This window comes from Gottfriedia acidiceleris, assembly GCF_050457485.1.
Taxonomy (GTDB): domain Bacteria; phylum Bacillota; class Bacilli; order Bacillales; family Bacillaceae_G; genus Gottfriedia; species Gottfriedia acidiceleris_D.
Genome location: NZ_JBCMJM010000018.1, coordinates 121,607 through 141,502, shown reverse-complemented (window position 1 = coordinate 141,502; position 19,896 = coordinate 121,607). Strand labels below are relative to the sequence as shown.

Below are 19,896 nucleotides of genomic sequence, written 5' to 3'. Positions count from 1 at the left end.
AATTAAAGAATTAAAGATAAAATAGAAAACAGGAAAATTGAATACAATAAGACAACTAATCAAATACGATGAAGGTGAGAATATTGTTTGTTAATGGTGAGCTTGGCACATATCACGTTCGAGTAAAAGGGGATGGAAAAGTCACAGTTCTTTTAGAATGTGGAATGATGCATACTCTTCATCAGTGGAAGTATTTACAAGAAGAGTTGAGTAAATATGCCAAAGTTATAACTTACGATCGCTTAGGTTATGGAAAAAGTGGAATATGGACAACAGAACGATCAACAGAGCAACAAGCTTTTGAATGCTATGATATTTTATTAGCATTAAATATTAAAAGTCCATTAATTGCTGTCGGACATTCTCTAGGGGCATACATTGTATTCCAATTGTCTCGGCTTTTTCCAAATGCTATCCAATCAATGATTTTACTCGACCCAACACATCCGACTCTAGAGGAACATGAGCAGAAACTATATGATAAGTTATTATATCAGTTTGCGTTAATGATGAAGAATGCGAACCAATTTAATCTTACTAAGGCAATTCCAAATAAGCTAATTAATAAAATAATGAAAACTACCCCAGATAATCAGTTCGAAATGATTAGCGCAATTAAGAGCTATAAGCATTGGAAGACTGTTGTCAGTGAGTGGAAAAACCTAAATTATAGTAACTTACGTATAAAGGACGCATTGAAAATTAAAATGAATATTCCTTTACTAGTATTAACAGCTTCCAATCAAAGTGGTTTACAGCTTAATCTGAAGAAGAAAAAGGAATTACTACATAAAGTTGAAAAATATCATAATGAATATTGTGAAACAACGAATCAAGGGAACCGTCAAACATTAGAAGGCCACACTCATTCAACTATTTATGGTAATAATGAAGAAAATGCAAAATCGATCGGTCATATCATAAAAAAACAAATTGAATTATTAAATTAAAATAAAGCTGTTTTAGTCATTGGCTGACTTTAACAGCTTTTTTATATTTTTTCAAAAATTTTATTGAAATAATTCAATTTGGTAATCAAAAGATCGCCCCACGAAAAGGGAGCCTTCTGGAACTAAAAATCATTACTCCTCTCCATAAAATAGGAACAAGAGACACTTTTTCTTTATTATTAATTTTCCAACTTTTATAAATTAATAGAATAAATTACTTGTCCATTCATAAAATGAAGAGAGAATATAGTCCAGGAGATGATATCATGACAAGAAGCTCAGTCAAATCAACGATGAAAAAACATGTTAAAGATTATTTGTCACTCTATATTTTTGTTAGTGTGATCTTACTTTTTGGTGTAGTATTTGGAGCAGTCATCGTAAATAGTATGAATGTGAGTCAAAAGCAGGATATTCTATCCTTTATTACACATTTTTTTGGACAAGTTAATAATGGTGATTATATTAGCGGAAATGAAGTGTTCCTTTCTAGCTATTCTTCTCATTTGAAGTTTTTAGCATTGATTTGGGTTTTAGGGATCTCAATCATCGGATTACCAATCATTCTTATTTTATTATTTATGAAAGGATTGGTAGTTGGATTTACAGTTGGATTTTTAGTCAATCAATTAGGTTGGCACGGTATTTTATTAGCATTTTCTTCTGTTTTTCCACAAAATGTGATCGTTTTACCATTATATATACTATTAACAGTTTTAGCAGTTCAGCTATCCATTCGAATGATTCGAAAACAATTTATTAAAAATGATAATGAACCAATTATGAAACAGTTAGTCTCGTATTCTATCGTCTTTGGAGTTGTTGCGGTTTGCTTAAGTATTGCAAGTATTATTGAAGCATATGGTTCAACTTATTTTTTAAAAGCCATCTCAGAAATAATTGTTTCAAAAAATTAACAAATATTTTTTGACACTTTCTCTTTCTTTGTTATAATTATTATCAAGTGGCGAGGGAGTGAAAAGAATGGAAGAACGAGTTGAACGAATAAAGAAACAACTACATTTAGCAGGATACAAATTAACACCACAACGGGAATCCACTGTTCGTGTTTTATTAGAAAACGAAGAAGATCACCTAAGTGCAGAAGATGTTTACCTCCTAGTGAAAGAAAAATCGCCAGAAATTGGACTTGCTACTGTTTATCGTACGTTAGAATTACTAACTGAGTTAACAATTGTTGATAAAATAAATTTTGGTGATGGCGTTTCAAGATACGACTTAAGACATGAAGGTGCACAACATTTTCACCATCATTTAATTTGCACGGTTTGCGGAGCAGTAGATGAAATTCATGAAAATCTATTAAGTGAAGTTGAAAAGACAGTTGAAGAACGTTGGAATTTTAAAATTAAAGATCATCGATTATCATTTCATGGTGTATGTCATCGTTGCCATGATCAAAACGAAGAGTAGTAAAATGATTTTAATTTAATTAAAATCATTTTATTTTTGATTCTTAAAAGACGGAGCAGTTCAATAAAAAGAGTCTGCTCTTTTTCATGTTCTAAAAAATGACACTGAATGATTAATGTTGATTTTTTGAAGTATGATTTGTCCTATTTTTGCATAGTATGTAGTAATGATGTCTTTACTTCTAGCAAAAGGTGGTGGTCATATGAAAAAAAGAGCAAGTATTGTTTTTAATGTAATAAAAGTTACAATTTTATTCATTACATGTACAATTTTATTTTATTTTGCTATTCAATGGATTCATTCTGAATATGAAAATATGCATCGATATGACCGACCAGAAGGCTCAATGTTAAAGGTGGACATTCATAAAAAGGATGGTGCTTTTAACCAATTGGTACGGTTTTATCAAAACGGGGAGTAATGAAATGTGACAACGACTGATAAAACACCTTTTAAAAAAGAATTTGATTTTGCAACGGAGGATTTTATCCATTTTATCCAAGTTGAAAAAGGTTTATCTAAAAATACAATTCTATCATATAGTAAGGACTTAGAAAGCTACGGAAAATATTTAGACGTTGTTGAAAATATAAATGGTCTCTCAAATATAACTAGGTTACATATTATTAGTTATTTAAAATATTTAAAAGAAAGAGATTTAACAGCTCGAACAATGGCTCGTCAATTAGCAACAATTCGCTCATTTCATCAATTTTTAATTCGTGAGGTCGATGGTATGAAAGACGATCCTTCACTATTAATAGAAATTCCAAAAGCGCCAAAAGTACTTCCAAAGGTTTTATCACTACAGGAAGTAGAGGCTTTATTAGAAGTACCTGATCACTCTACATTTGGTTTAAGAGATAAGGCAATGTTAGAGTTGTTATATGCTACTGGCATGCGTGTGTCAGAGTTATTATCATTAAATCTATCTGACATTAATTTAACAATGGGATTTGTTCGATGTTTAGGTAAAGGAAGTAAAGAAAGAATTATTCCTTTAGGTAAACTTGCGATTGAATCAATTGAAAATTATTTAAAATTGTCAAGAAATGAATTAAAAGGTAAAAAAAATAATGATGCATTTTTCTTAAATCATCATGGAAATCGAATGTCTAGACAAGGATTTTGGAAAAACTTAAAAAAACAAGCTGAAAAAGCAAATATTCAACATGAATTAACACCGCATACTTTACGTCATTCATTTGCAACACATTTATTAGAGAATGGCGCTGATTTAAGATCAGTTCAAGAAATGCTAGGACATGCAGATATATCTACAACTCAAATTTATACACATGTAACGAAAAATAGGCTTAAGGATGTTTATAAAGAGTTTCATCCAAGAGCTTAAACCTAGACGTTATAGTCAATTCAAGGTAATAGAACATAATCTGCACACTAAAGAGCTTAAATTAAGCTCTTTTTTCTTGTAAAATGATTGTTATAATATGAAAAGCATAATATATTAAATTAATCATGTATGAACTGAAACTAGGTTGCTTGAGAGGATGAAATAAATGATTACAATTAAGACTGAACGTGAAATTAACTTAATGAATGAAGCAGGTACTTTATTAGCTGCTACGCATAAGGAAATTGCAAAAATGATTAAACCAGGGATTACAACTTGGGAAATCGATCAATTTGTAGAAAAATTTTTAGCTGAAAATGGTGCGAAACCGGAGCAAAAAGGTTACAGAGGATATAAATATGCAACTTGTGCATCCATTAATGATGAGATTTGCCACGGATTCCCCCGTAAAAAACCATTAAAAGATGGAGATATTGTAACGATTGATATGGTTGTAAATTTAAATGGTGCGCTTGCTGATTCGGCTTGGACATACGGTGTAGGAAATATAGCTAAAGAAAACAAGGACTTATTAAAAGTTACGCAAGAATGCCTATATAAAGGTATAGAGCAAGCTGTAGTAGGAAACCGTATTGGTGATATTGGTTTTGCGATTCAATCTTATGCTGAGTCATTAGGATATTCTGTTGTGCGTGATTTTACTGGGCACGGCATAGGACCAACTCTTCATGAAGAGCCATATGTTCCTCATTTTGGTATGGCAGGTAAAGGTTTAAGACTGCGTGAAGGGATGGTCATTACGATTGAACCAATGATTAATTTAGGATCATGGCATTCAACAATGGATTCAAATGCCTGGACAGCAAGAACAAGAGATGGAAAAAATTCAGCACAATATGAACATACTTTAGCGATTACAAGTAATGGACCAAAAATATTGACAATGCAATAAGTTAATTATTTACAATGATATTAAAAGCATAAAAACTATAATTAAAAACCAATTAAAAATCTATTGACATAATGGACTAGCTAGAATACTATTATATTATTAATAAACAATCGAATACTCCAAAGGGGAGTAGCGTCAGGAGAGATCCTGAAACAAAGTCGTCATTACATGAGAAGAGATTCTCATCGGCTTTGTTGGCATACATATGTGTGCTCAGCAAGACCTTTGCCGTAGAACTACAACTATTGGCAAAGGTCTTTTTATTTTGTAGTCACAAGTACAGGTTGTTTAATTAAAAATAGTAGTTTCATAAGGGGGAAAAGTCATGGATTTATTAGGTGGATTAAGTATTGGCGTACTATTGAATGTAATTTTTATCGACCTGTTATTAAGTGGTGACAATGCTATTCTAATCGCATTAGCAGCGAAAAACTTACCAGCAGACCAAAAGAAAAAAGCAGTATTATTTGGTACATTAGGTGCAATTGGACTACGTATAGTATTTGCAGCAGTAATCGTGTATTTATTAAAAATTCCGTTCATTTATGCAATCGGTGGTTTAATGTTATTATGGATTGCATTTAAATTATTAGTCGATGATTCAGGACATGGTGAAGTTAAAAGTGGTGCAACATTATGGGGAGCAGTTCGAACAATCATTATTGCTGATGCGTTAATGAGTCTTGATAATGTTTTAGCTTTAGCTGGTGTATCACATGGTAGCTTAGTTGCAATCGTAATTGGTATTTTAATTTCAATTCCAATTATTGTTGGTGGAAGCTCATTATTAATGAAAATTATGAACAAATACCCAATTATTACAACAATTGGTTCAGGTATCTTAGCTTGGACAGCAGCTGGTATGATTACTCATGAAAAAATGATTAACGATGCTTTTGAAAATAATACAATTGCTTTAGCGTTCAAAATTGCCATGACTGCAATCGTAATTGCAGCTGGTACAATAGTTGCTAAAAGAAAAGCACAAAAACATCAAGTTGCTAGTTCAGAAAATCAAACAGCATAATTCGCTAAAAGCCCCAGCTTATAAAGCTTGGGCTTTTTATTTTTGCAATACAGTATGTAAGAAGAAATTTTCGCATATCATTTTTATTAGCGACTAAAAAAAGAAAATAATTATGAAATATTTATGTCAAATTAACAGTATTCTGGGGAATTATAGTATCAATAGACACAAATTGGAAAATATAATTCTTGAAAAGAATTAGGACAATAAGTATACTTTAGTTGTCAGACATCTGACGCTATCATTTAAGTTTCAGTTTGTTTCGATGAGTTAGGAGGAAAACAAATGAATAGAAAATTTAATAGAGTGTTCCTCGTTGTTATGGATTCTGTAGGGATCGGAGAAGCTCCTGATGCAGAAAAATTTAATGATGTTGGTTCAGATACACTAGGCCATATTGCTGAAGAAATGAATGGTTTACATATGCCGAACATGGCAAAACTAGGATTAAGTAATATTAGAGAATTGAAAGGGGTTCCAAAGGCTGAAAAGCCACTTGCTTATTACACAAAAATGGAAGAATCATCAGTTGGTAAAGATACAATGACTGGACATTGGGAAATCATGGGTCTTCACATTGATAAGCCATTTAAAGTTTTTGCTGATGGATTCCCTAAAGAATTAATAAGCGAATTGGAAACCCATTTTGATCGTAAAATAATTGGAAATAAACCTGCTTCTGGAACCGAGATATTAGTTGAACTTGGTGAACAGCATATGAAAACAGGTGATTTAATCGTTTATACATCTGCTGATTCTGTTTTACAAATTGCAGCTCATGAAGAAGTTGTTCCTTTAGAAGATTTATATCGTTATTGTGAAATAGCGCGTAAATTAACATTAGATGATCCATACATGATTGGTCGTGTGATCGCGAGACCATTTGTAGGTGAGCCTGGAAACTTCAAACGTACACCAAATCGTCATGACTATGCATTAAAACCATTTGGACGTACTGTTATGAATGAATTAAAAGATGCAAATTTTGATGTAATTTCTATTGGTAAAATTGCTGATATCTTCGATGGTGAAGGAATTACGAAAGCATTACGTACTGTTTCAAATATGGACGGTATGGATAAATTAGTTGAAACATTAAAAATGGACTTCACTGGTTTAAGCTTCCTAAATTTAGTTGATTTTGATGCAGTATACGGTCATAGAAGAAATCCACTAGGTTACGGTAAAGCATTAGAAGAATACGATGCAAGATTACCTGAAGTATTTGATTTATTAAAAGAAGATGATTTATTAATGATTACTGCCGATCATGGAAATGATCCGACATATACTGGTACAGACCATACAAGAGAATATGTTCCATTACTAGTTTATAGTAAACAGTTTTCAGAAGGTAAAGAATTAGAAATACCAAAAACTTTTGCTGATATTGGAGCAACCATTGCAGAAAACTTTAAAGTTGCAATGCCATCACATGGATCAAGTTTTTTTGAAAAATTGAGATAAGGTGGAGTTACATATGAATAAAGAAAATATCGATAAAGCCGCTGAGTTTATTAAAAGTAAAGTTGACAGACAGCCTAAAATTGGATTGATTTTAGGATCAGGTTTAGGAGTTCTTGTTGATGAAATAGAAAACCAAGAAAAAATACCGTATCATATGATTCCTGAATACCCAACATCAACAGTAGAAGGGCATGAAGGACAACTAGTTTTTGGAACGATACACGGTATCGAAGTAGTAGCAATGCAAGGAAGAGTTCACTACTACGAAGGATATAGCATGGAAAAAGTTACATTACCTGTACGTATCATGAAAGAATTAGGCGTAGAAAAATTAATCGTAACGAATGCTGCAGGTGGAGTTAATACTTCATACGAACCTGGTGATTTAATGTTAATTACAGACCATATTAATTTTACTGGTACTAGTCCACTAATCGGACCAAATAACCCAGAGCTAGGCGTTCGTTTTGTAGATATGTCTTATCCATATGACCGTGAATTAAGAGAACTTGCTAAAAGTGCTGCTAGTGAAGTAAATGTAAAACTTCAAGAAGGAGTTTACGCGGCACTGACAGGACCATCTTATGAAACTCCAGCTGAAATTCGCATGTTTAGAACATTGGGTGCTGATGCTGTTGGGATGTCAACTGTATCTGAAGTAATTGTAGCACGTCATGCTGAATTAAGAGTTCTAGGTATTTCATGTATTTCAAACATGGCAGCGGGCATTTTAGACCAACCGCTAAACCATGAAGAAGTTATTGAAACAACACAAAGAGTAAGAGCATCATTTTTATCATTAGTAAAAGAGATTATTCGTAAAATCGGTTAATTCAAAAGTTAACGAAATATAAAAGGACTTCTACATTATGTGGAAGTCACTTTTCATTAGACGTAATATATACAAATTAGAAAGAGGCGTTTCAAAATGAGAATGGTAGATTTAATCGAAAAAAAACGTGACGGAAAAACATTAACAACAGAAGAAGTTAATTTTGTAATCAAAGGTTTCACAGATGGCAGTGTACCCGATTATCAAATGAGTGCTTTTGCAATGGCAGTTTTCTTAAAAGGTATGACTGAAAAAGAATATAGTGATTTAACAATGGCTATGGTACATTCTGGTGATACAATTGACCTTTCTAACATTGAAGGAATCAAAGTTGATAAGCATTCAACTGGTGGAGTAGGTGATACAACTACACTTGTATTAGGTCCATTAGTAGCTTCTTTAGATATTCCAGTTGCAAAAATGAGCGGACGTGGTTTAGGTCACACTGGTGGTACAATCGATAAATTAGAAGCTGTAGAAGGCTTCCATGTTGAATTAACTGAAGAAGAATTTACTAAACAAGTAAATGATATTAAATTAGCCGTTATCGGACAAACAGGAGATTTAACACCTGCTGACAAAAAGTTATATGCACTACGTGATGTAACAGCAACTGTTAACTCAATTCCATTAATTTCAAGTTCAATTATGAGTAAAAAAATCGCTGCAGGTGCAGATGCAATTGTTTTAGATGTTAAAACTGGTGCAGGTGCATTTATGAAAGATATTGATGATGCACGCGATTTAGCTAAAGCGATGGTTAAGATTGGTAACAACGTTGGAAGACAAACAGTTGCAGTTATTTCTGATATGAGCCAACCATTAGGTTTTGCAATTGGTAATTCATTAGAAGTGAAAGAAGCAATTGATACTCTTAAAGGTGAAGGTCCAAAAGATTTAGAAGAATTATGCTTAGTATTAGGAAGCCAAATGGTTGTATTAGCTAAAAAAGCTGAAACAATAGAAGAAGCAAGAGCTAAACTTCTAGAAAATATGAAAAACGGAAAAGCTTTAGAAGTATTTAAAGCATTTTTAGTAGCTCAAGGTGGAGACGGTTCAGTAGTAGATGATCCATCAAAACTACCTCAAGCTAAATATGTACAAGAAGTAGTTGCACAGCAGGACGGTTATGTTTCCCAAATCGTTGCTGATGCAGTTGGAACAGCAGCTATGAAATTAGGCGCAGGACGTGCAACAAAAGAATCTGTTATTGACTTAGCTGTTGGATTAATGCTAAACAAAAAAGTAGGCGAAGCAGTTAAAAAAGGCGATTCATTAGTTACTGTATATTCAAGTACAGAAGATATTAGTGAAGTTGAAAAAGACTTACTAGAAAACATTAAAATTTCTACTGAAAAAGTAGAAGAACCTACATTAGTTTACGATTTAATTATGGAAGCTTAAAAATTTCTTAAAAGCTATTCTCTAAAGATGAGAATAGCTTTTTTTTTTACTTACTGTAATTGATTTCTACAGGCGAGATCTAAAGACTCTCCAGTGGGGATTAAAAACTTACCTCTTTTTCCGAAGGTGTCGAGAACATTCGTTTAAATCCACTACTTAATATTCTCGGTACTTTTTTTTTCATATTGTGAAGTTTAATAAGAAATTATATATATTATAAGTAGTAATAATTATTACTACGTATTTATTGACAATATATATCAATTTGATTAAAGTAGTAATAACGATAACTACTATCAAGGAGGTAATAATGGATCATCTAATTGAGAAGTTTGAGGAAATAGGTTTTTCAACAAATGAAGCAAAGGTTTACATAGCTCTATTAAAAGAGTCATCTATAAATGGTTATGAAATTAGCAAAAAGAGTGGTGTACCTCGGTCAATGGTGTATTCGGTCATTGCAAAATTAGTAGCAAAGGAAGCTATTACAGAGTTACGAACTGAACCACCAACATATATTCCAATTCCAGTAAAAGAATTGCTGACGAGTCGAAAAAAGAAGGCTGATGAAACGTTCGTTTTTTTAGAAAATGAATTAGAAGCAATTGAAAAGCCAGTAGCAACCAATGTAATTAAGCATCTGGAAGGACGTAAGCAAATTATAAATACTATAGAAAAATTAATGAGAAATGCAAAGGATGAAGTTTGGCTTTCAGCATGGGAAAGTGAACTAGAAGAATTACGTAATTGTGCCGAAGAAGTTCAAGAAAATGGAATTACAATGTTTTCATTGCTCTTTAGCGACCAGGAAACCTCATCTTTTGGAAATTCGTTTTATCACAGTCCAAATACTTCTTCGATTGAGAAACGCAGAATGGGTCAACGACTAACGATTGCTATTCAGGATAACCAAGAGGTATTAGCTGCGGGCTTTATCGACGGTCAAATCCCACAGGCTATTCAAACTACTGAACCAATGTTAATTTTATTAGCTAAAGAATATATTCGACACGATATGATGCTTAAAGTTGTTAATGACAAATTAGGAAATAATACGTTGAATTCATTTTGGGAAAAGGATAATTTGTTAACTTATATTGTTCGCAACGTGAAGAGATAATTAGATTGTTAATTGTATTAAAATAAACTGCCAGGTTAGTTAATATGTAAGGGGAGAAATTATATGGTAAGTATTGTAAAGGCTTATACAGTTGATGACTTTAAACAAGTCAGAAATCTTTTCATTGAGTATGCTGAATCATTAGATATCAATTTAGAATTCCAAAATTTTGAAGAAGAATTGAAAAATATTCCGGGTAAATACGAATCTCCCGAAGGATGTATCCTAGTGGCTATGCATGAAGGTCAGCCAGCGGGATGTGTCGCTTTAAGAAAAATAGATAAAGATATATGTGAAATGAAAAGGTTATACGTAAAACCAAACCTTAATGGAAAAGGGACAGGAAGGGCTTTAGCTTCATCTATTATTAAGGAAGCCAAACAACTAGACTATCATTTCATGAGATTGGATACTCTTTCAAAAATGAAGCCAGCAATCTCACTATATGAATCTTTGGGATTTTATCGAATTGAACCTTATAGATTTAATCCTATTGAAGGAGCGCTGTATTTGGAACTAGATTTATTAAACAAGTGACATTCTATAAAACTAATGCAGTACTTTAGTTAAACAAAAAGTTCGGACATAGGTAGCACTTTTTTATTTACAAGATTGGCAGGTTTCTTTTCAAGTTTTAGTTTAATAATAATTTTTAAAATCATAATAATTTACATAGTACTTGCAGAAAGTGTAAATATTTTATTTTAAACAAAGTAACTACAAAGGTATCTTCTAATAACTAGAAAATTAATCCAATTGTTGTTTAATAAAGTAAAAAAACATCCTATAGCGAAAAGATAGGATGTTTTTTATAATTTTCAAATAGATAACAACATACCTTTATATCAAAGGAATAAATAATAAAAGAAATGTTCCGAAGTTTGATATAAAGGGAGTTAATCTAATGGGAAAGAAAGTGTTATTCTTCGGTGATGTAGGTATTGATGATGCGATCGCTTTGGTTTATGCACGATTAACGGAAGATATTGATGTCATTGGGATTGTGGCGGATTATGGGAATGTATCTAAATTAGAAACGACTAGGAATGTTCGGTTTTTACTTAAAAGGTCGGGAAAAGAATATGTTAAAGTCTATGGAGGTGCTGAGAAACCAATGACGGGGGATGTCCCAACCTATTACCTTGATATACATGGTCCATTCGGTTTAGGTCCAATCGATCCAGGTTTAAAGTTGGAGAACTTAGAAAATTTTTGTGAAGTTATAGATTTGATTGAGCAGTATAAGCATGAACTTATTATTGTGAATACTGGGAGGTTAACCTCGCTAGCGACTCTGTTTATCTTATACGAAGACTTGATGAAAAGTGTGAATTCTTACTATATCATGGGTGGGGCCTTTCTATATCCAGGAAATGTTACACCAATTGCAGAAGCGAATATTCATGGAGATCCAATCGCAGCTAATATCGTTATGAAGTATGTAGAAGGTGCATATATTTTCCCATTAAATGTAACGCAAAATGCCATCGTAACCCCTTCAATGGCCAATTATATTCATTCTAAAGGGAAAACTGATCTTGTAAAACCATTATTAGATTACTATTATTTCAACTTCTATCAAAAGAAGGTACCCGGCATAAAAGGGAGTCCAGTTCATGATGCGGTAACTCTCATGGCAGTCATACGTAGTGATTTATTTAAATTCTATCAATCGGCTGTTGTAATTGATTCAACAGATGCGGCTAGAGGTCAAAGTATTGCAGATTTTCGTGTAACAGATACTCCAGAGAAATTTGATGGGAGACCTCAACAACATATCGCTGTAGGATTAGATTATGAAGGATTTTATAAGGATTTTATGTCAATTATGACTGGGGAAAAATTCTAGGTTGAAAATTTAAACGAGAATATTATCAAATTATTTGATTCGAACTTTAGCTTAATTGCTACTTTTGTCATACCCTTGCCGTATTATGCAAGGGTTTGTTTTTGCTTATTTTTAAACCATTATCTTTTTAAATACTTAAGCTTAAGCTTCCTAATAACATAAGTGCAAAAATGAAATAAGGAAAGATGATCAAAAACCATACAAAAGGCTTTTTCCACCTATCAAGTTTATTATAGATTGCAAAAGTGATTAATAAAATAACCCCTATTGGAATGAATAGGAAGCCATACATTTCAGTGTATGAAAATTTCTGAAAAATAAAGGGTAAAAACAACAAAACAGTACAGATAATAAGCTTTAATACAATACTTTTATTGATAATCAATTTAGTAATAATAGAAGTTATCAGTATTATGGCAATAAAATATACTAACAAGTACATCGTTAAGTAAAAGGATCCTGATAATTCCCCACCAGCCCCTGTACCATCGGCGTCAGTTGACATCCCAAATATAAAAAACAACATTGGAAAGATAATGGGACTTGTAACTAGCAATGTAAAACCAATTGTTGCTGATACTTTCTTAAATAATTCCTTCAAAAAAACACTCCTATTTTAATTCAATAATTCCATCTTATTGGATGAAGCTAAAAAAATATAGGAGAAATTAGTGAATCCTTATATTTTTTTAACATCATCGGTATACATCTAAGGCATATTTAACTTACATAAGATCTAATATATGATCGGCCTTCTATTTCAAATAGAACGTGATTGTCGAACAAAGGAGTTATAAAGTTTTTAGCGAATTATCAAATAATCAAGGAAAATAGATTGAATTAATATTAGACAAATTAATTGAAATTCTTGAAAACAAATCTACCTGACCTGAGATTAGTTCAGTTATTAAATTAACGAAAAAAATGATAACTAGTTATTATTTTTGAAATAAGAGGTGTAAAATTGAGGCAAACGACGTGGAAAGAAATAATCCTGATGTTTAGTCCGGTAATATTAATACCTATCATTTTATTTTTTGTGTTACATTCTTCACCATCAATTGCATTAAGGACTCATGTATTTTTTAATGGCCATCCTATTTTAGCCGTGAAGTCTGAAATTGCAGATGACCAAGAACATAATCAGGGGGATAAGGAATACCTAAAAAATGAACACGCAAAATGTTATTCTTTAAATGAAGAAAATTATATCCTTCGGAAAAAAGGTTTTATCTATGTAGCTGATTATTACGGAAATGCCTAATATTTATTGTTTTGTGTAAGGGGATTACTACTAGAGATGCTCGCATTACTCCGGGCAGCAGGGACCAAAGTTGTTGTCTAACATCTTGAGGTCTTTAGGCCCATGTATTTCTTATATGTATTCAGTACTTTTTTATTTCCAATCAACTTGATCATCAAAAAAAACTTTCATAAACGAAACACTAAATAACCATAGATTTTTTACAAGTGGAAAAACTGTTAGTATTGTTGTGATCATGAAGCATTTGTAAATCAAAACACTAAAGAAAATTATTTTCTTGTTTAATTATTTGCTTAAATTTAGTATAATTGTAATCGTGCCTTGTTGCATGGGTGGGAGAGGGAGACACTAAAAGAGAGGAATTTCTTTGAAAAATTTATTGAACAAACAGTTTAATCTTGAAGGTAGCGGTACGACCATTAAAACGGAGTTGATTGCAGGTGCAGTTTCATTTCTAACACTTGTCTATATTTTGTCCGTTAATAGTACAATTTTGCATGATGCAGGTATACCGTTCCAAGGTGCAATGATTGCCACTATTTTGTCAGCTTTCTTTGGAAGCGTTATGATGGGATTATGGAGTAATTCACCTTTAGTATTAGTTCCAGGAATGGGCATCAACGCATTGTTTACTTATACAATGGTTGGAGAAATGGGAATGAATTGGAAAGAAGCACTTGCTGTTGTATTTGTAAGTGGAATCTTATTATCAATTTTATCATTCACAAAATTAATTAAGAAATTAACAACTGCGATTCCATTATCACTAAAAAGTGCTATTACAGTTGGAATTGGATTTTTCTTAACGTTTATCGGTCTTCAAGCTGGTGGAATTGTTGTAAAAAATGAAAGTACGTTTGTATCGATTGCAAATTTTACAAACGTGGATGTTTTAGCAACAGTTATTACACTAGGTATTGCAATTTATCTTTTTATTAAAAATGTGCCTGCAAACTTTTTAATTACAGTTATTTTAGGTACGATCATTTCATTCATTTTACATGGTGGAATTGAAAAAGCACATGATACAACAAAAATTACAATGAAATCTGCTAGTGAAGTTGTCGGACAACTGACCTTTACTCATGTGTTGAGTTTTCCATTTTGGATTGCAGTATTTTCCTTAACGATGGTTGTATTATTTGAATCAATCGGTATTATTCATGGTCAATTAAGCATGATGAACCAAGAGCATAAGCAACAAAAGGTTGTTCAAGGAACTGCGTTTGGTATTATTTTATCCGGTTTACTTGGGACTAGTCCAACAGTTATTGCTGTTGAAGGTAGTGCAGGGATCAGTTCAGGTGGTCGAACAGGTCTTACTTCTGTTGTAACTGGATTTTTATTTTTAGGATGTTTACTCTTTATGCCATTAATAGCATATATTCCAACATCTGCAATTGCACCAATCTTAATCATAATCGGTTCATTAATGGTTAAACATATTACAGATATTCAATTGGATGATCCTACTGAGGCAATCCCAGCCTTCTTAATTTTAGCATTCATCCCTTTAACATATAGTATTATTGACGGAATTGCATTCGGTTTTATTGCTTATCCATTAGTTAAAATGGCAGCAGGTAAGAAAACTGAAATCACACCATATATGGTGGCAATTTCAGCATTATTCTTTGTACGATTTGCATTAAACTTTATTTCATAAAAAAAAAGCGCTGATTCTTCTACCTGGAACCAGCGCTTTTTAATTTGTTGTTTTTTGAAATTTAGATTTTAAAAAACATTAATCAAAAAATTTATTTAAACGTTTATAGAAGAAATAGCCAACAACGGTACCAATTATTAATCCAATCACGTAAATAATCGTGTTATTTCCATTCGCAATGGTAGATGTTAATAAAGCGATTAAAGTCGCTGAAAGATATACAAATAAGACGTTTACGAATAAACCGAATTTTTTATAAACGAATAATTTGCCATTATTGACATTCGCATATCTGTTATAACATAATAAACCGATTATTAGAAATGCAACGATATAAAGGGAAATGATTGTTAAATTTCCGTAGTCTATAGTTGGATAATGAACGATTTGTTCATTAAAATCCTTTGAAATTGATAGTGGGCCTGTTTGATATGGAATAGACCAACTAGTAATCGTTTTTTCAAAGCTATTGCCAGGTAAATTATAGTTAAAGATCCCATTTAAGTTTGAATAAATACTAAAATAGATAATACTAGGTGAGAAAATCGTAAAAATAGTGAAAAGTGTTTGAGAAAAATAATGACCTGTAATTGTTCCAATCGATAGACCAATTGTAAAAAAAGCAATCGTAAATAGGAATATGACAGAAAAAATAGTTACAAATGATGAAGCATCAATATATTTGTGTAGATTAGTATTGAAATGGATTAATAGAGTTAAAATAATTAATCCAACAGTCGCCATAAAAATATGAGCAATTCCAAATGCCCATTTTGATAAATAAAGTTGTCTAGGTGAATAAGGAAGCGAAAATTGGAAATCAATTCCTCCTGTATTTCGTCCAATTCCTATTAATAAAATACTTAATATTAATACAATGATCGGTGAAATAAATGCTAGCATACTAAAGTCAGATATATATAGGTATGGATCACTTGGATTAGTTAGTAATGCTCGATTTAATTCATCAGTGTTATTGTAATAGCTAAATGGAAGAATAATCAGATAGACAAGATATAATAAAATAAGTGCAAGTCTAGATTGTTTGGAATTTATTAGCCACAATGCTTTACTAAACATATAAGTCCCCTCCATCATTTATGAAAAATAAATCCTCTAATGTCAATGGAAGTTCTTCTAGAAGAAGTGGATTTTCATTTTCCATTCGTTTTATATATTCGTTTTTATTTCCATTAATAATGATGATTGCTACTTTGCCAGTTTTTGAGAATACAGAAATAGACGGGTCATCTTCAAATATTTTAGGTAAACCATTTTCAAATGCTACTTGTAATTTATAAAATTGACTCGTACTTTCTTCCATTGTAGAGATTGAATTAATTCTTCCATCTTTAATAAATAAATATTGATCAATTATTTTTTCGAGCTCAGCGAGATGATGTGATGAAATAATCACTCCGACTGAGTTTGTACTTGCATATTCAATTATTAATTGCAAAACAGTCCGTTTAACGACTGGATCTAAACCGTTAGTTGGTTCGTCTAAAATGACATATTTTGCATCTGTTGAAAAGGTTAATAATAAATAGATAAGTGTTTTCATCCCTTTTGAGTATTTACGTAGAGAAGTATTAGGTAATTTATATTTATTTAATGCTTCTAGAAATTTGTGTTTATTGAAGTTTGGATATGAATTTTCGTAGATTGTAATAAGCTCTTTCACACTGTATTGATTAATGAAATTTGTAGAATCACTCATATATGCAATTTGTCTTCTAGTATTAGGTGATTCGTTAATCTCTTCATCGTCAATACTTATTGAGCCTTCGTCTGGAGATAGAATGCCAACGATTGTCCTTAAAAGAGTCGTTTTACCAGCTCCATTTCTACCTATTAATCCTGTGATTTTACCTTTTTCTATTTGAAAGTTTAGATTTTTTAACACTTCATGTTCATCGAGTTTTTTACTTAAATGATGGATTTTTAACAAACTAATCAGCTCCTTTATTAGAATAAAACTCTTTTACCCAATTAATTATTTCTTCCTCTTTTACCCCATCTGTTAAACAATCAATTAATAAATTGGAAAGTTTATTTTTATATTTTAAAAGGGTATCTGTTGAAACAGTCTCTTTTGTTAAACCAATTACAAATGTTCCTTTACCCCTTATCGTTTCGATGACTCCAGTGCGCTCTAGTTCTTGATAGGCTCTACTAACAGTATTTGGATTGATCACCAATGTAGTTGCTAATTCACGCACGGAAGGAAGTTTATCTCCATTTACCAAAATCTTTCTTAGCATTTGTTCTTTTGTTTGTAGAACAATTTGCTCCCAAAGGGGTAAATGGCTTCTTGGATCTAAAATAATAATCAAGGGATCACCACCTCAAATGTTTTCTTAAGTGTATGGAGTGTATTAAGTGTATGAGTATAATTAATACACTTTACTTATATCATATGTTTTCATGCATGTAAATAGTTCCATTCTTTCTAATATTTTCTTCAGAGGTTGATTAAACTACTTATATTTGGAAAAAATATGTATGAAAAGAATGGAGGGTTATAGATGAAAAGGGTATTACTAACTCTTTTAAGTAGTGTTATGATCTTTTCTTTATCACTACCTAAAGTAAATGCAAGAGAGACACAAAATAATGATGTAAGTTTAGCAAAAAGTGCATTATCTTCCGTAATTATTGAACAAGATACTGGGAAAATCTTATATGAAAAAGATGCTAGAAAAGAGCTTCCACCAGCAAGTATGACTAAGATTATGACAATGCTTATTATTATGGAAGAAATCAATAAAGGAAAACTCAGATTAGATGATAAAGTAATGACAAGTGAACATGCTGCGTCAATGGGAGGATCACAAATCTTTTTAGAACCTGGCGAAGAGATGACAGTAAAAGAAATGCTAAAAGGGATTGCAATCGCATCAGGAAACGATGCATCGGTCGCAATGGCAGAGAAAATTGCAGGTACAGAAGAGGCGTTTGTCGCTCTAATGAATAAAAAAGTAAAACAGTTAGGATTAAAAAATACACATTTTGAAAATCCAACTGGGCTTCCTGCACCTGGTCATTATTCATCTGCGTATGATATGGCAATCATGGGAAGAGAGCTTTTAAAATATCCATTAATCACAAAGTTTACTGGTACTTATGAAGATTATTTGAGAAAAGATACTGAAAAACAATTTTGGTTAGTTAATACGAATAAACTAGTTCGTTTTTATCCAGGAGCGGATGGATTGAAAACTGGATTCACTGCAGAAGCAAAATATTGTTTAACAGCAACTGCTAAGAAGAACAACATGCGAGTAGTTAGCGTGATTATGGGTGCTCCAACTTCTAAAGAAAGAAATGCACAAATGACAAATTTGCTTGATTATGCATTTAATCAATACCAAGTAAAACAATTAATTAAACAAGGTGAGAATATCGAAAGGCTTAATATTAGCAAAGGTAAGTCTAAAGGTGTAAATGTTATCACTAAAAGCCCAGTTTCAGTTGTATTGAAGAAGGGTGAAGCGATGAATAAAATTACGAAAGATATTCAGCTGAACAAAAATATTCAAGCCCCAATTAAAAAAGGGCAAGTTGTCGGAGTTTTAGTATTAAAACAAGGTAGTAAAGTTTTATCTAAAACAGACTTAGTTGCTAATAAATCGGTAAGTAAAGCTAATTGGTACGATTTATTTAAGCGTACTGTTGGAGGATTCAACTGATTTTTTCCGACTAATTTCGAGTATTACTAAAAGATTTGGCGTTTTACCACTAGTTTTGTCATGCGTGAAGGAATTCGGTTTAGTTTTAACGAAACTTTCAATAACCGTCAAATAAGGAGGTTATTGTAGTGAGTCTTAATATTGAACTTGAAGTGAAAAATGCAATCCTTTGTGTAAGACTTGCAGGGGAACTAGATCATCACACTGCTGAGGATTTACGTTTACAAGTAAATGAGGTATTAGAGTCACAGACTATCAAACATATTTTATTAAATCTTGAGCATTTAACGTTCATGGATAGTTCTGGTTTAGGTGTCATTTTAGGTAGATATAAAGTTATTCGAAATAAAGGTGGAGAAATGGTTGTTTGTTCAATTTCTCCATCAATTAAACGGTTGTTCGATATGTCTGGATTATTTAAGATTGTTCATTTAGCTGATGATGAGTCAAATGGACTTAATGTATTGGGGGTGGCATAATGCGAAATGAAATGAACCTTCAATTTTCCGCATTAAGTCAAAATGAATCATTTGCTCGTGTAACTGTAGCTGCATTTATTACACAGCTAGATCCAACATTAGATGAATTAACTGAAATTAAAACTGTAGTATCTGAGGCTGTTACAAATGCGATTATTCATGGTTATGAAAATAATCCTGAAGGTATCGTATTCATTTCAGTTCTTCTTGAAGATCAAACAGTAACTTTAACAATTCGAGATGAAGGTATTGGTATTGCTGATTTAGATGAAGCAATGCAACCTTTATACACTTCAAAACCAGATTTAGAAAGATCCGGCATGGGATTTACGATTATGGAGAATTTCATGGATCAATGTGAAGTTGTGTCCACTATCAATGTTGGTACAACGATTACGGTTAAAAAGTACTTATCAAATAGCAATGTTTTAAGTAATTAAGGAGA

At 32.0% G+C, this 19,896-nt stretch carries 22 protein-coding genes; 18 read left to right on the top strand and 4 right to left on the bottom strand.

Going from position 1 to position 19,896, the window contains the following annotated elements; genetic code table 11:
- Nucleotides 1–83: 83 nt before the first annotated feature.
- From ABEY15_RS20060 to ABEY15_RS20000, 13 genes are all read left to right on the top strand, one after another.
- Nucleotides 84–950, top strand: a complete 867-nt coding sequence (locus ABEY15_RS20060) for an alpha/beta fold hydrolase (protein ID WP_429891830.1) — start codon at nt 84–86, stop codon at nt 948–950.
- 266 nt (nt 951–1,216) lie between these two features.
- On the top strand, nt 1,217–1,867 hold the full coding sequence (spoIIM, locus tag ABEY15_RS20055) for a stage II sporulation protein M (RefSeq protein ID WP_069031790.1): 651 nt from the start codon (nt 1,217–1,219) through the stop codon (nt 1,865–1,867).
- Nucleotides 1,868–1,934: 67 nt separating this feature from the next.
- On the top strand, nt 1,935–2,384 hold the full coding sequence (locus ABEY15_RS20050) for a Fur family transcriptional regulator (protein ID WP_056466931.1): 450 nt from the start codon (nt 1,935–1,937) through the stop codon (nt 2,382–2,384).
- A 202-nt stretch (nt 2,385–2,586) separates the two neighbouring features.
- On the top strand, nt 2,587–2,805 hold the full coding sequence (locus ABEY15_RS20045) for a YqzK family protein (protein WP_056466929.1): 219 nt from the start codon (nt 2,587–2,589) through the stop codon (nt 2,803–2,805).
- A 6-nt stretch (nt 2,806–2,811) separates the two neighbouring features.
- Nucleotides 2,812–3,738 (top strand): site-specific tyrosine recombinase XerD, encoded by a 927-nt coding sequence (xerD, locus tag ABEY15_RS20040; RefSeq protein ID WP_098565937.1) that lies wholly within the window; start codon nt 2,812–2,814, stop codon nt 3,736–3,738.
- Between the two features lie 166 nt (nt 3,739–3,904).
- On the top strand, nt 3,905–4,651 hold the full coding sequence (gene map, locus ABEY15_RS20035; protein WP_429891829.1) for a type I methionyl aminopeptidase: 747 nt from the start codon (nt 3,905–3,907) through the stop codon (nt 4,649–4,651).
- Nucleotides 4,652–4,976: 325 nt separating this feature from the next.
- A complete protein-coding gene (locus tag ABEY15_RS20030; RefSeq protein WP_429891828.1) occupies nt 4,977–5,678 on the top strand; it encodes a TerC family protein in 702 nt (233 codons plus the stop codon).
- 285 nt (nt 5,679–5,963) lie between these two features.
- Nucleotides 5,964–7,145: a phosphopentomutase gene (gene deoB / locus ABEY15_RS20025; protein WP_429891827.1), complete on the top strand. Its 1,182-nt coding sequence runs from the start codon at nt 5,964–5,966 to the stop codon at nt 7,143–7,145.
- Between the two features lie 13 nt (nt 7,146–7,158).
- The gene (locus ABEY15_RS20020) at nt 7,159–7,977 is read left to right on the top strand and encodes a purine-nucleoside phosphorylase (RefSeq protein WP_429891826.1); all 819 of its coding nucleotides are present in this window, start codon (nt 7,159–7,161) and stop codon (nt 7,975–7,977) included.
- A 96-nt stretch (nt 7,978–8,073) separates the two neighbouring features.
- Complete coding sequence (locus ABEY15_RS20015; protein ID WP_429891825.1) at nt 8,074–9,381, top strand: pyrimidine-nucleoside phosphorylase; 1,308 nt, start codon at nt 8,074–8,076, stop codon at nt 9,379–9,381.
- Between the two features lie 310 nt (nt 9,382–9,691).
- Nucleotides 9,692–10,501: a TrmB family transcriptional regulator gene (locus ABEY15_RS20010; RefSeq protein ID WP_429891824.1), complete on the top strand. Its 810-nt coding sequence runs from the start codon at nt 9,692–9,694 to the stop codon at nt 10,499–10,501.
- 63 nt (nt 10,502–10,564) lie between these two features.
- Entirely contained in the window at nt 10,565–11,038 is a 474-nt protein-coding gene (locus ABEY15_RS20005; RefSeq protein ID WP_429891823.1) for a GNAT family N-acetyltransferase, read from the top strand.
- Nucleotides 11,039–11,405: 367 nt separating this feature from the next.
- Nucleotides 11,406–12,350 (top strand): nucleoside hydrolase, encoded by a 945-nt coding sequence (locus ABEY15_RS20000; protein ID WP_429891822.1) that lies wholly within the window; start codon nt 11,406–11,408, stop codon nt 12,348–12,350.
- Between the two features lie 127 nt (nt 12,351–12,477).
- On the opposite strand, the gene ABEY15_RS19995 is transcribed toward ABEY15_RS20000, so the two are convergent.
- The gene (locus ABEY15_RS19995; protein ID WP_429891821.1) at nt 12,478–12,951 is read right to left on the bottom strand and encodes a hypothetical protein; all 474 of its coding nucleotides are present in this window, start codon (nt 12,949–12,951) and stop codon (nt 12,478–12,480) included.
- Between the two features lie 363 nt (nt 12,952–13,314).
- Between ABEY15_RS19995 and ABEY15_RS19990 the strand changes: the two genes are divergently transcribed.
- Together ABEY15_RS19990 and ABEY15_RS19985 are read left to right on the top strand one after the other, a co-directional pair.
- On the top strand, nt 13,315–13,614 hold the full coding sequence (locus tag ABEY15_RS19990) for a hypothetical protein (RefSeq protein WP_429891820.1): 300 nt from the start codon (nt 13,315–13,317) through the stop codon (nt 13,612–13,614).
- A gap of 367 nt (nt 13,615–13,981) precedes the next feature.
- A complete protein-coding gene (locus tag ABEY15_RS19985; RefSeq protein ID WP_331221967.1) occupies nt 13,982–15,280 on the top strand; it encodes an NCS2 family permease in 1,299 nt (432 codons plus the stop codon).
- A gap of 78 nt (nt 15,281–15,358) precedes the next feature.
- On the opposite strand, the gene ABEY15_RS19980 is transcribed toward ABEY15_RS19985, so the two are convergent.
- Genes ABEY15_RS19980 through ABEY15_RS19970 form a run of 3 tightly spaced genes read right to left on the bottom strand, consistent with a single transcriptional unit; the run spans nt 15,359 to nt 17,616 of the window.
- Nucleotides 15,359–16,360 (bottom strand): ABC transporter permease subunit, encoded by a 1,002-nt coding sequence (locus ABEY15_RS19980; RefSeq protein ID WP_429891819.1) that lies wholly within the window; start codon nt 16,358–16,360, stop codon nt 15,359–15,361.
- Nucleotides 16,353–17,231 (bottom strand): ABC transporter ATP-binding protein, encoded by an 879-nt coding sequence (locus tag ABEY15_RS19975; protein ID WP_429891818.1) that lies wholly within the window; start codon nt 17,229–17,231, stop codon nt 16,353–16,355. Before ABEY15_RS19975 ends, ABEY15_RS19980 begins: the two co-directional genes overlap by 8 nt.
- Before the next feature lies 1 nt (nt 17,232).
- Nucleotides 17,233–17,616, bottom strand: a complete 384-nt coding sequence (locus ABEY15_RS19970; RefSeq protein ID WP_429891817.1) for a GntR family transcriptional regulator — start codon at nt 17,614–17,616, stop codon at nt 17,233–17,235.
- Nucleotides 17,617–17,808: 192 nt separating this feature from the next.
- On the opposite strand from ABEY15_RS19970, the gene ABEY15_RS19965 reads away from it, so the two are divergent.
- From ABEY15_RS19965 to spoIIAB, 3 genes are all read left to right on the top strand, one after another.
- Complete coding sequence (locus ABEY15_RS19965; RefSeq protein WP_429891816.1) at nt 17,809–18,972, top strand: D-alanyl-D-alanine carboxypeptidase family protein; 1,164 nt, start codon at nt 17,809–17,811, stop codon at nt 18,970–18,972.
- A 128-nt stretch (nt 18,973–19,100) separates the two neighbouring features.
- Nucleotides 19,101–19,451: an anti-sigma F factor antagonist gene (gene spoIIAA / locus ABEY15_RS19960; protein WP_069031806.1), complete on the top strand. Its 351-nt coding sequence runs from the start codon at nt 19,101–19,103 to the stop codon at nt 19,449–19,451.
- Nucleotides 19,451–19,891, top strand: coding sequence for an anti-sigma F factor (spoIIAB, locus tag ABEY15_RS19955; RefSeq protein WP_025672021.1), 441 nt, complete (start codon nt 19,451–19,453; stop codon nt 19,889–19,891). The genes spoIIAA and spoIIAB overlap by 1 nt, the downstream gene beginning before the upstream one ends.
- The last annotated feature ends 5 nt before the right edge of the window (nt 19,892–19,896 follow it).

Coding starts and splice junctions, on each gene's coding strand:
- ABEY15_RS20045 (WP_056466929.1), top strand. CDS start 2,587: ATGAAAAAAAGAGCAAGTATTGTTTTTAATGTAATAAAAGTTACAATT.
- ABEY15_RS20000 (WP_429891822.1), top strand. CDS start 11,406: ATGGGAAAGAAAGTGTTATTCTTCGGTGATGTAGGTATTGATGATGCG.
- ABEY15_RS20030 (WP_429891828.1), top strand. CDS start 4,977: ATGGATTTATTAGGTGGATTAAGTATTGGCGTACTATTGAATGTAATT.
- ABEY15_RS20005 (WP_429891823.1), top strand. CDS start 10,565: ATGGTAAGTATTGTAAAGGCTTATACAGTTGATGACTTTAAACAAGTC.
- ABEY15_RS20010 (WP_429891824.1), top strand. CDS start 9,692: ATGGATCATCTAATTGAGAAGTTTGAGGAAATAGGTTTTTCAACAAAT.
- map (WP_429891829.1), top strand. CDS start 3,905: ATGATTACAATTAAGACTGAACGTGAAATTAACTTAATGAATGAAGCA.
- deoB (WP_429891827.1), top strand. CDS start 5,964: ATGAATAGAAAATTTAATAGAGTGTTCCTCGTTGTTATGGATTCTGTA.
- ABEY15_RS19980 (WP_429891819.1), bottom strand. CDS start 16,360: ATGTTTAGTAAAGCATTGTGGCTAATAAATTCCAAACAATCTAGACTT.
- ABEY15_RS20020 (WP_429891826.1), top strand. CDS start 7,159: ATGAATAAAGAAAATATCGATAAAGCCGCTGAGTTTATTAAAAGTAAA.
- ABEY15_RS20015 (WP_429891825.1), top strand. CDS start 8,074: ATGAGAATGGTAGATTTAATCGAAAAAAAACGTGACGGAAAAACATTA.
- spoIIM (WP_069031790.1), top strand. CDS start 1,217: ATGACAAGAAGCTCAGTCAAATCAACGATGAAAAAACATGTTAAAGAT.
- ABEY15_RS19965 (WP_429891816.1), top strand. CDS start 17,809: ATGAAAAGGGTATTACTAACTCTTTTAAGTAGTGTTATGATCTTTTCT.
- spoIIAB (WP_025672021.1), top strand. CDS start 19,451: ATGCGAAATGAAATGAACCTTCAATTTTCCGCATTAAGTCAAAATGAA.
- ABEY15_RS20050 (WP_056466931.1), top strand. CDS start 1,935: ATGGAAGAACGAGTTGAACGAATAAAGAAACAACTACATTTAGCAGGA.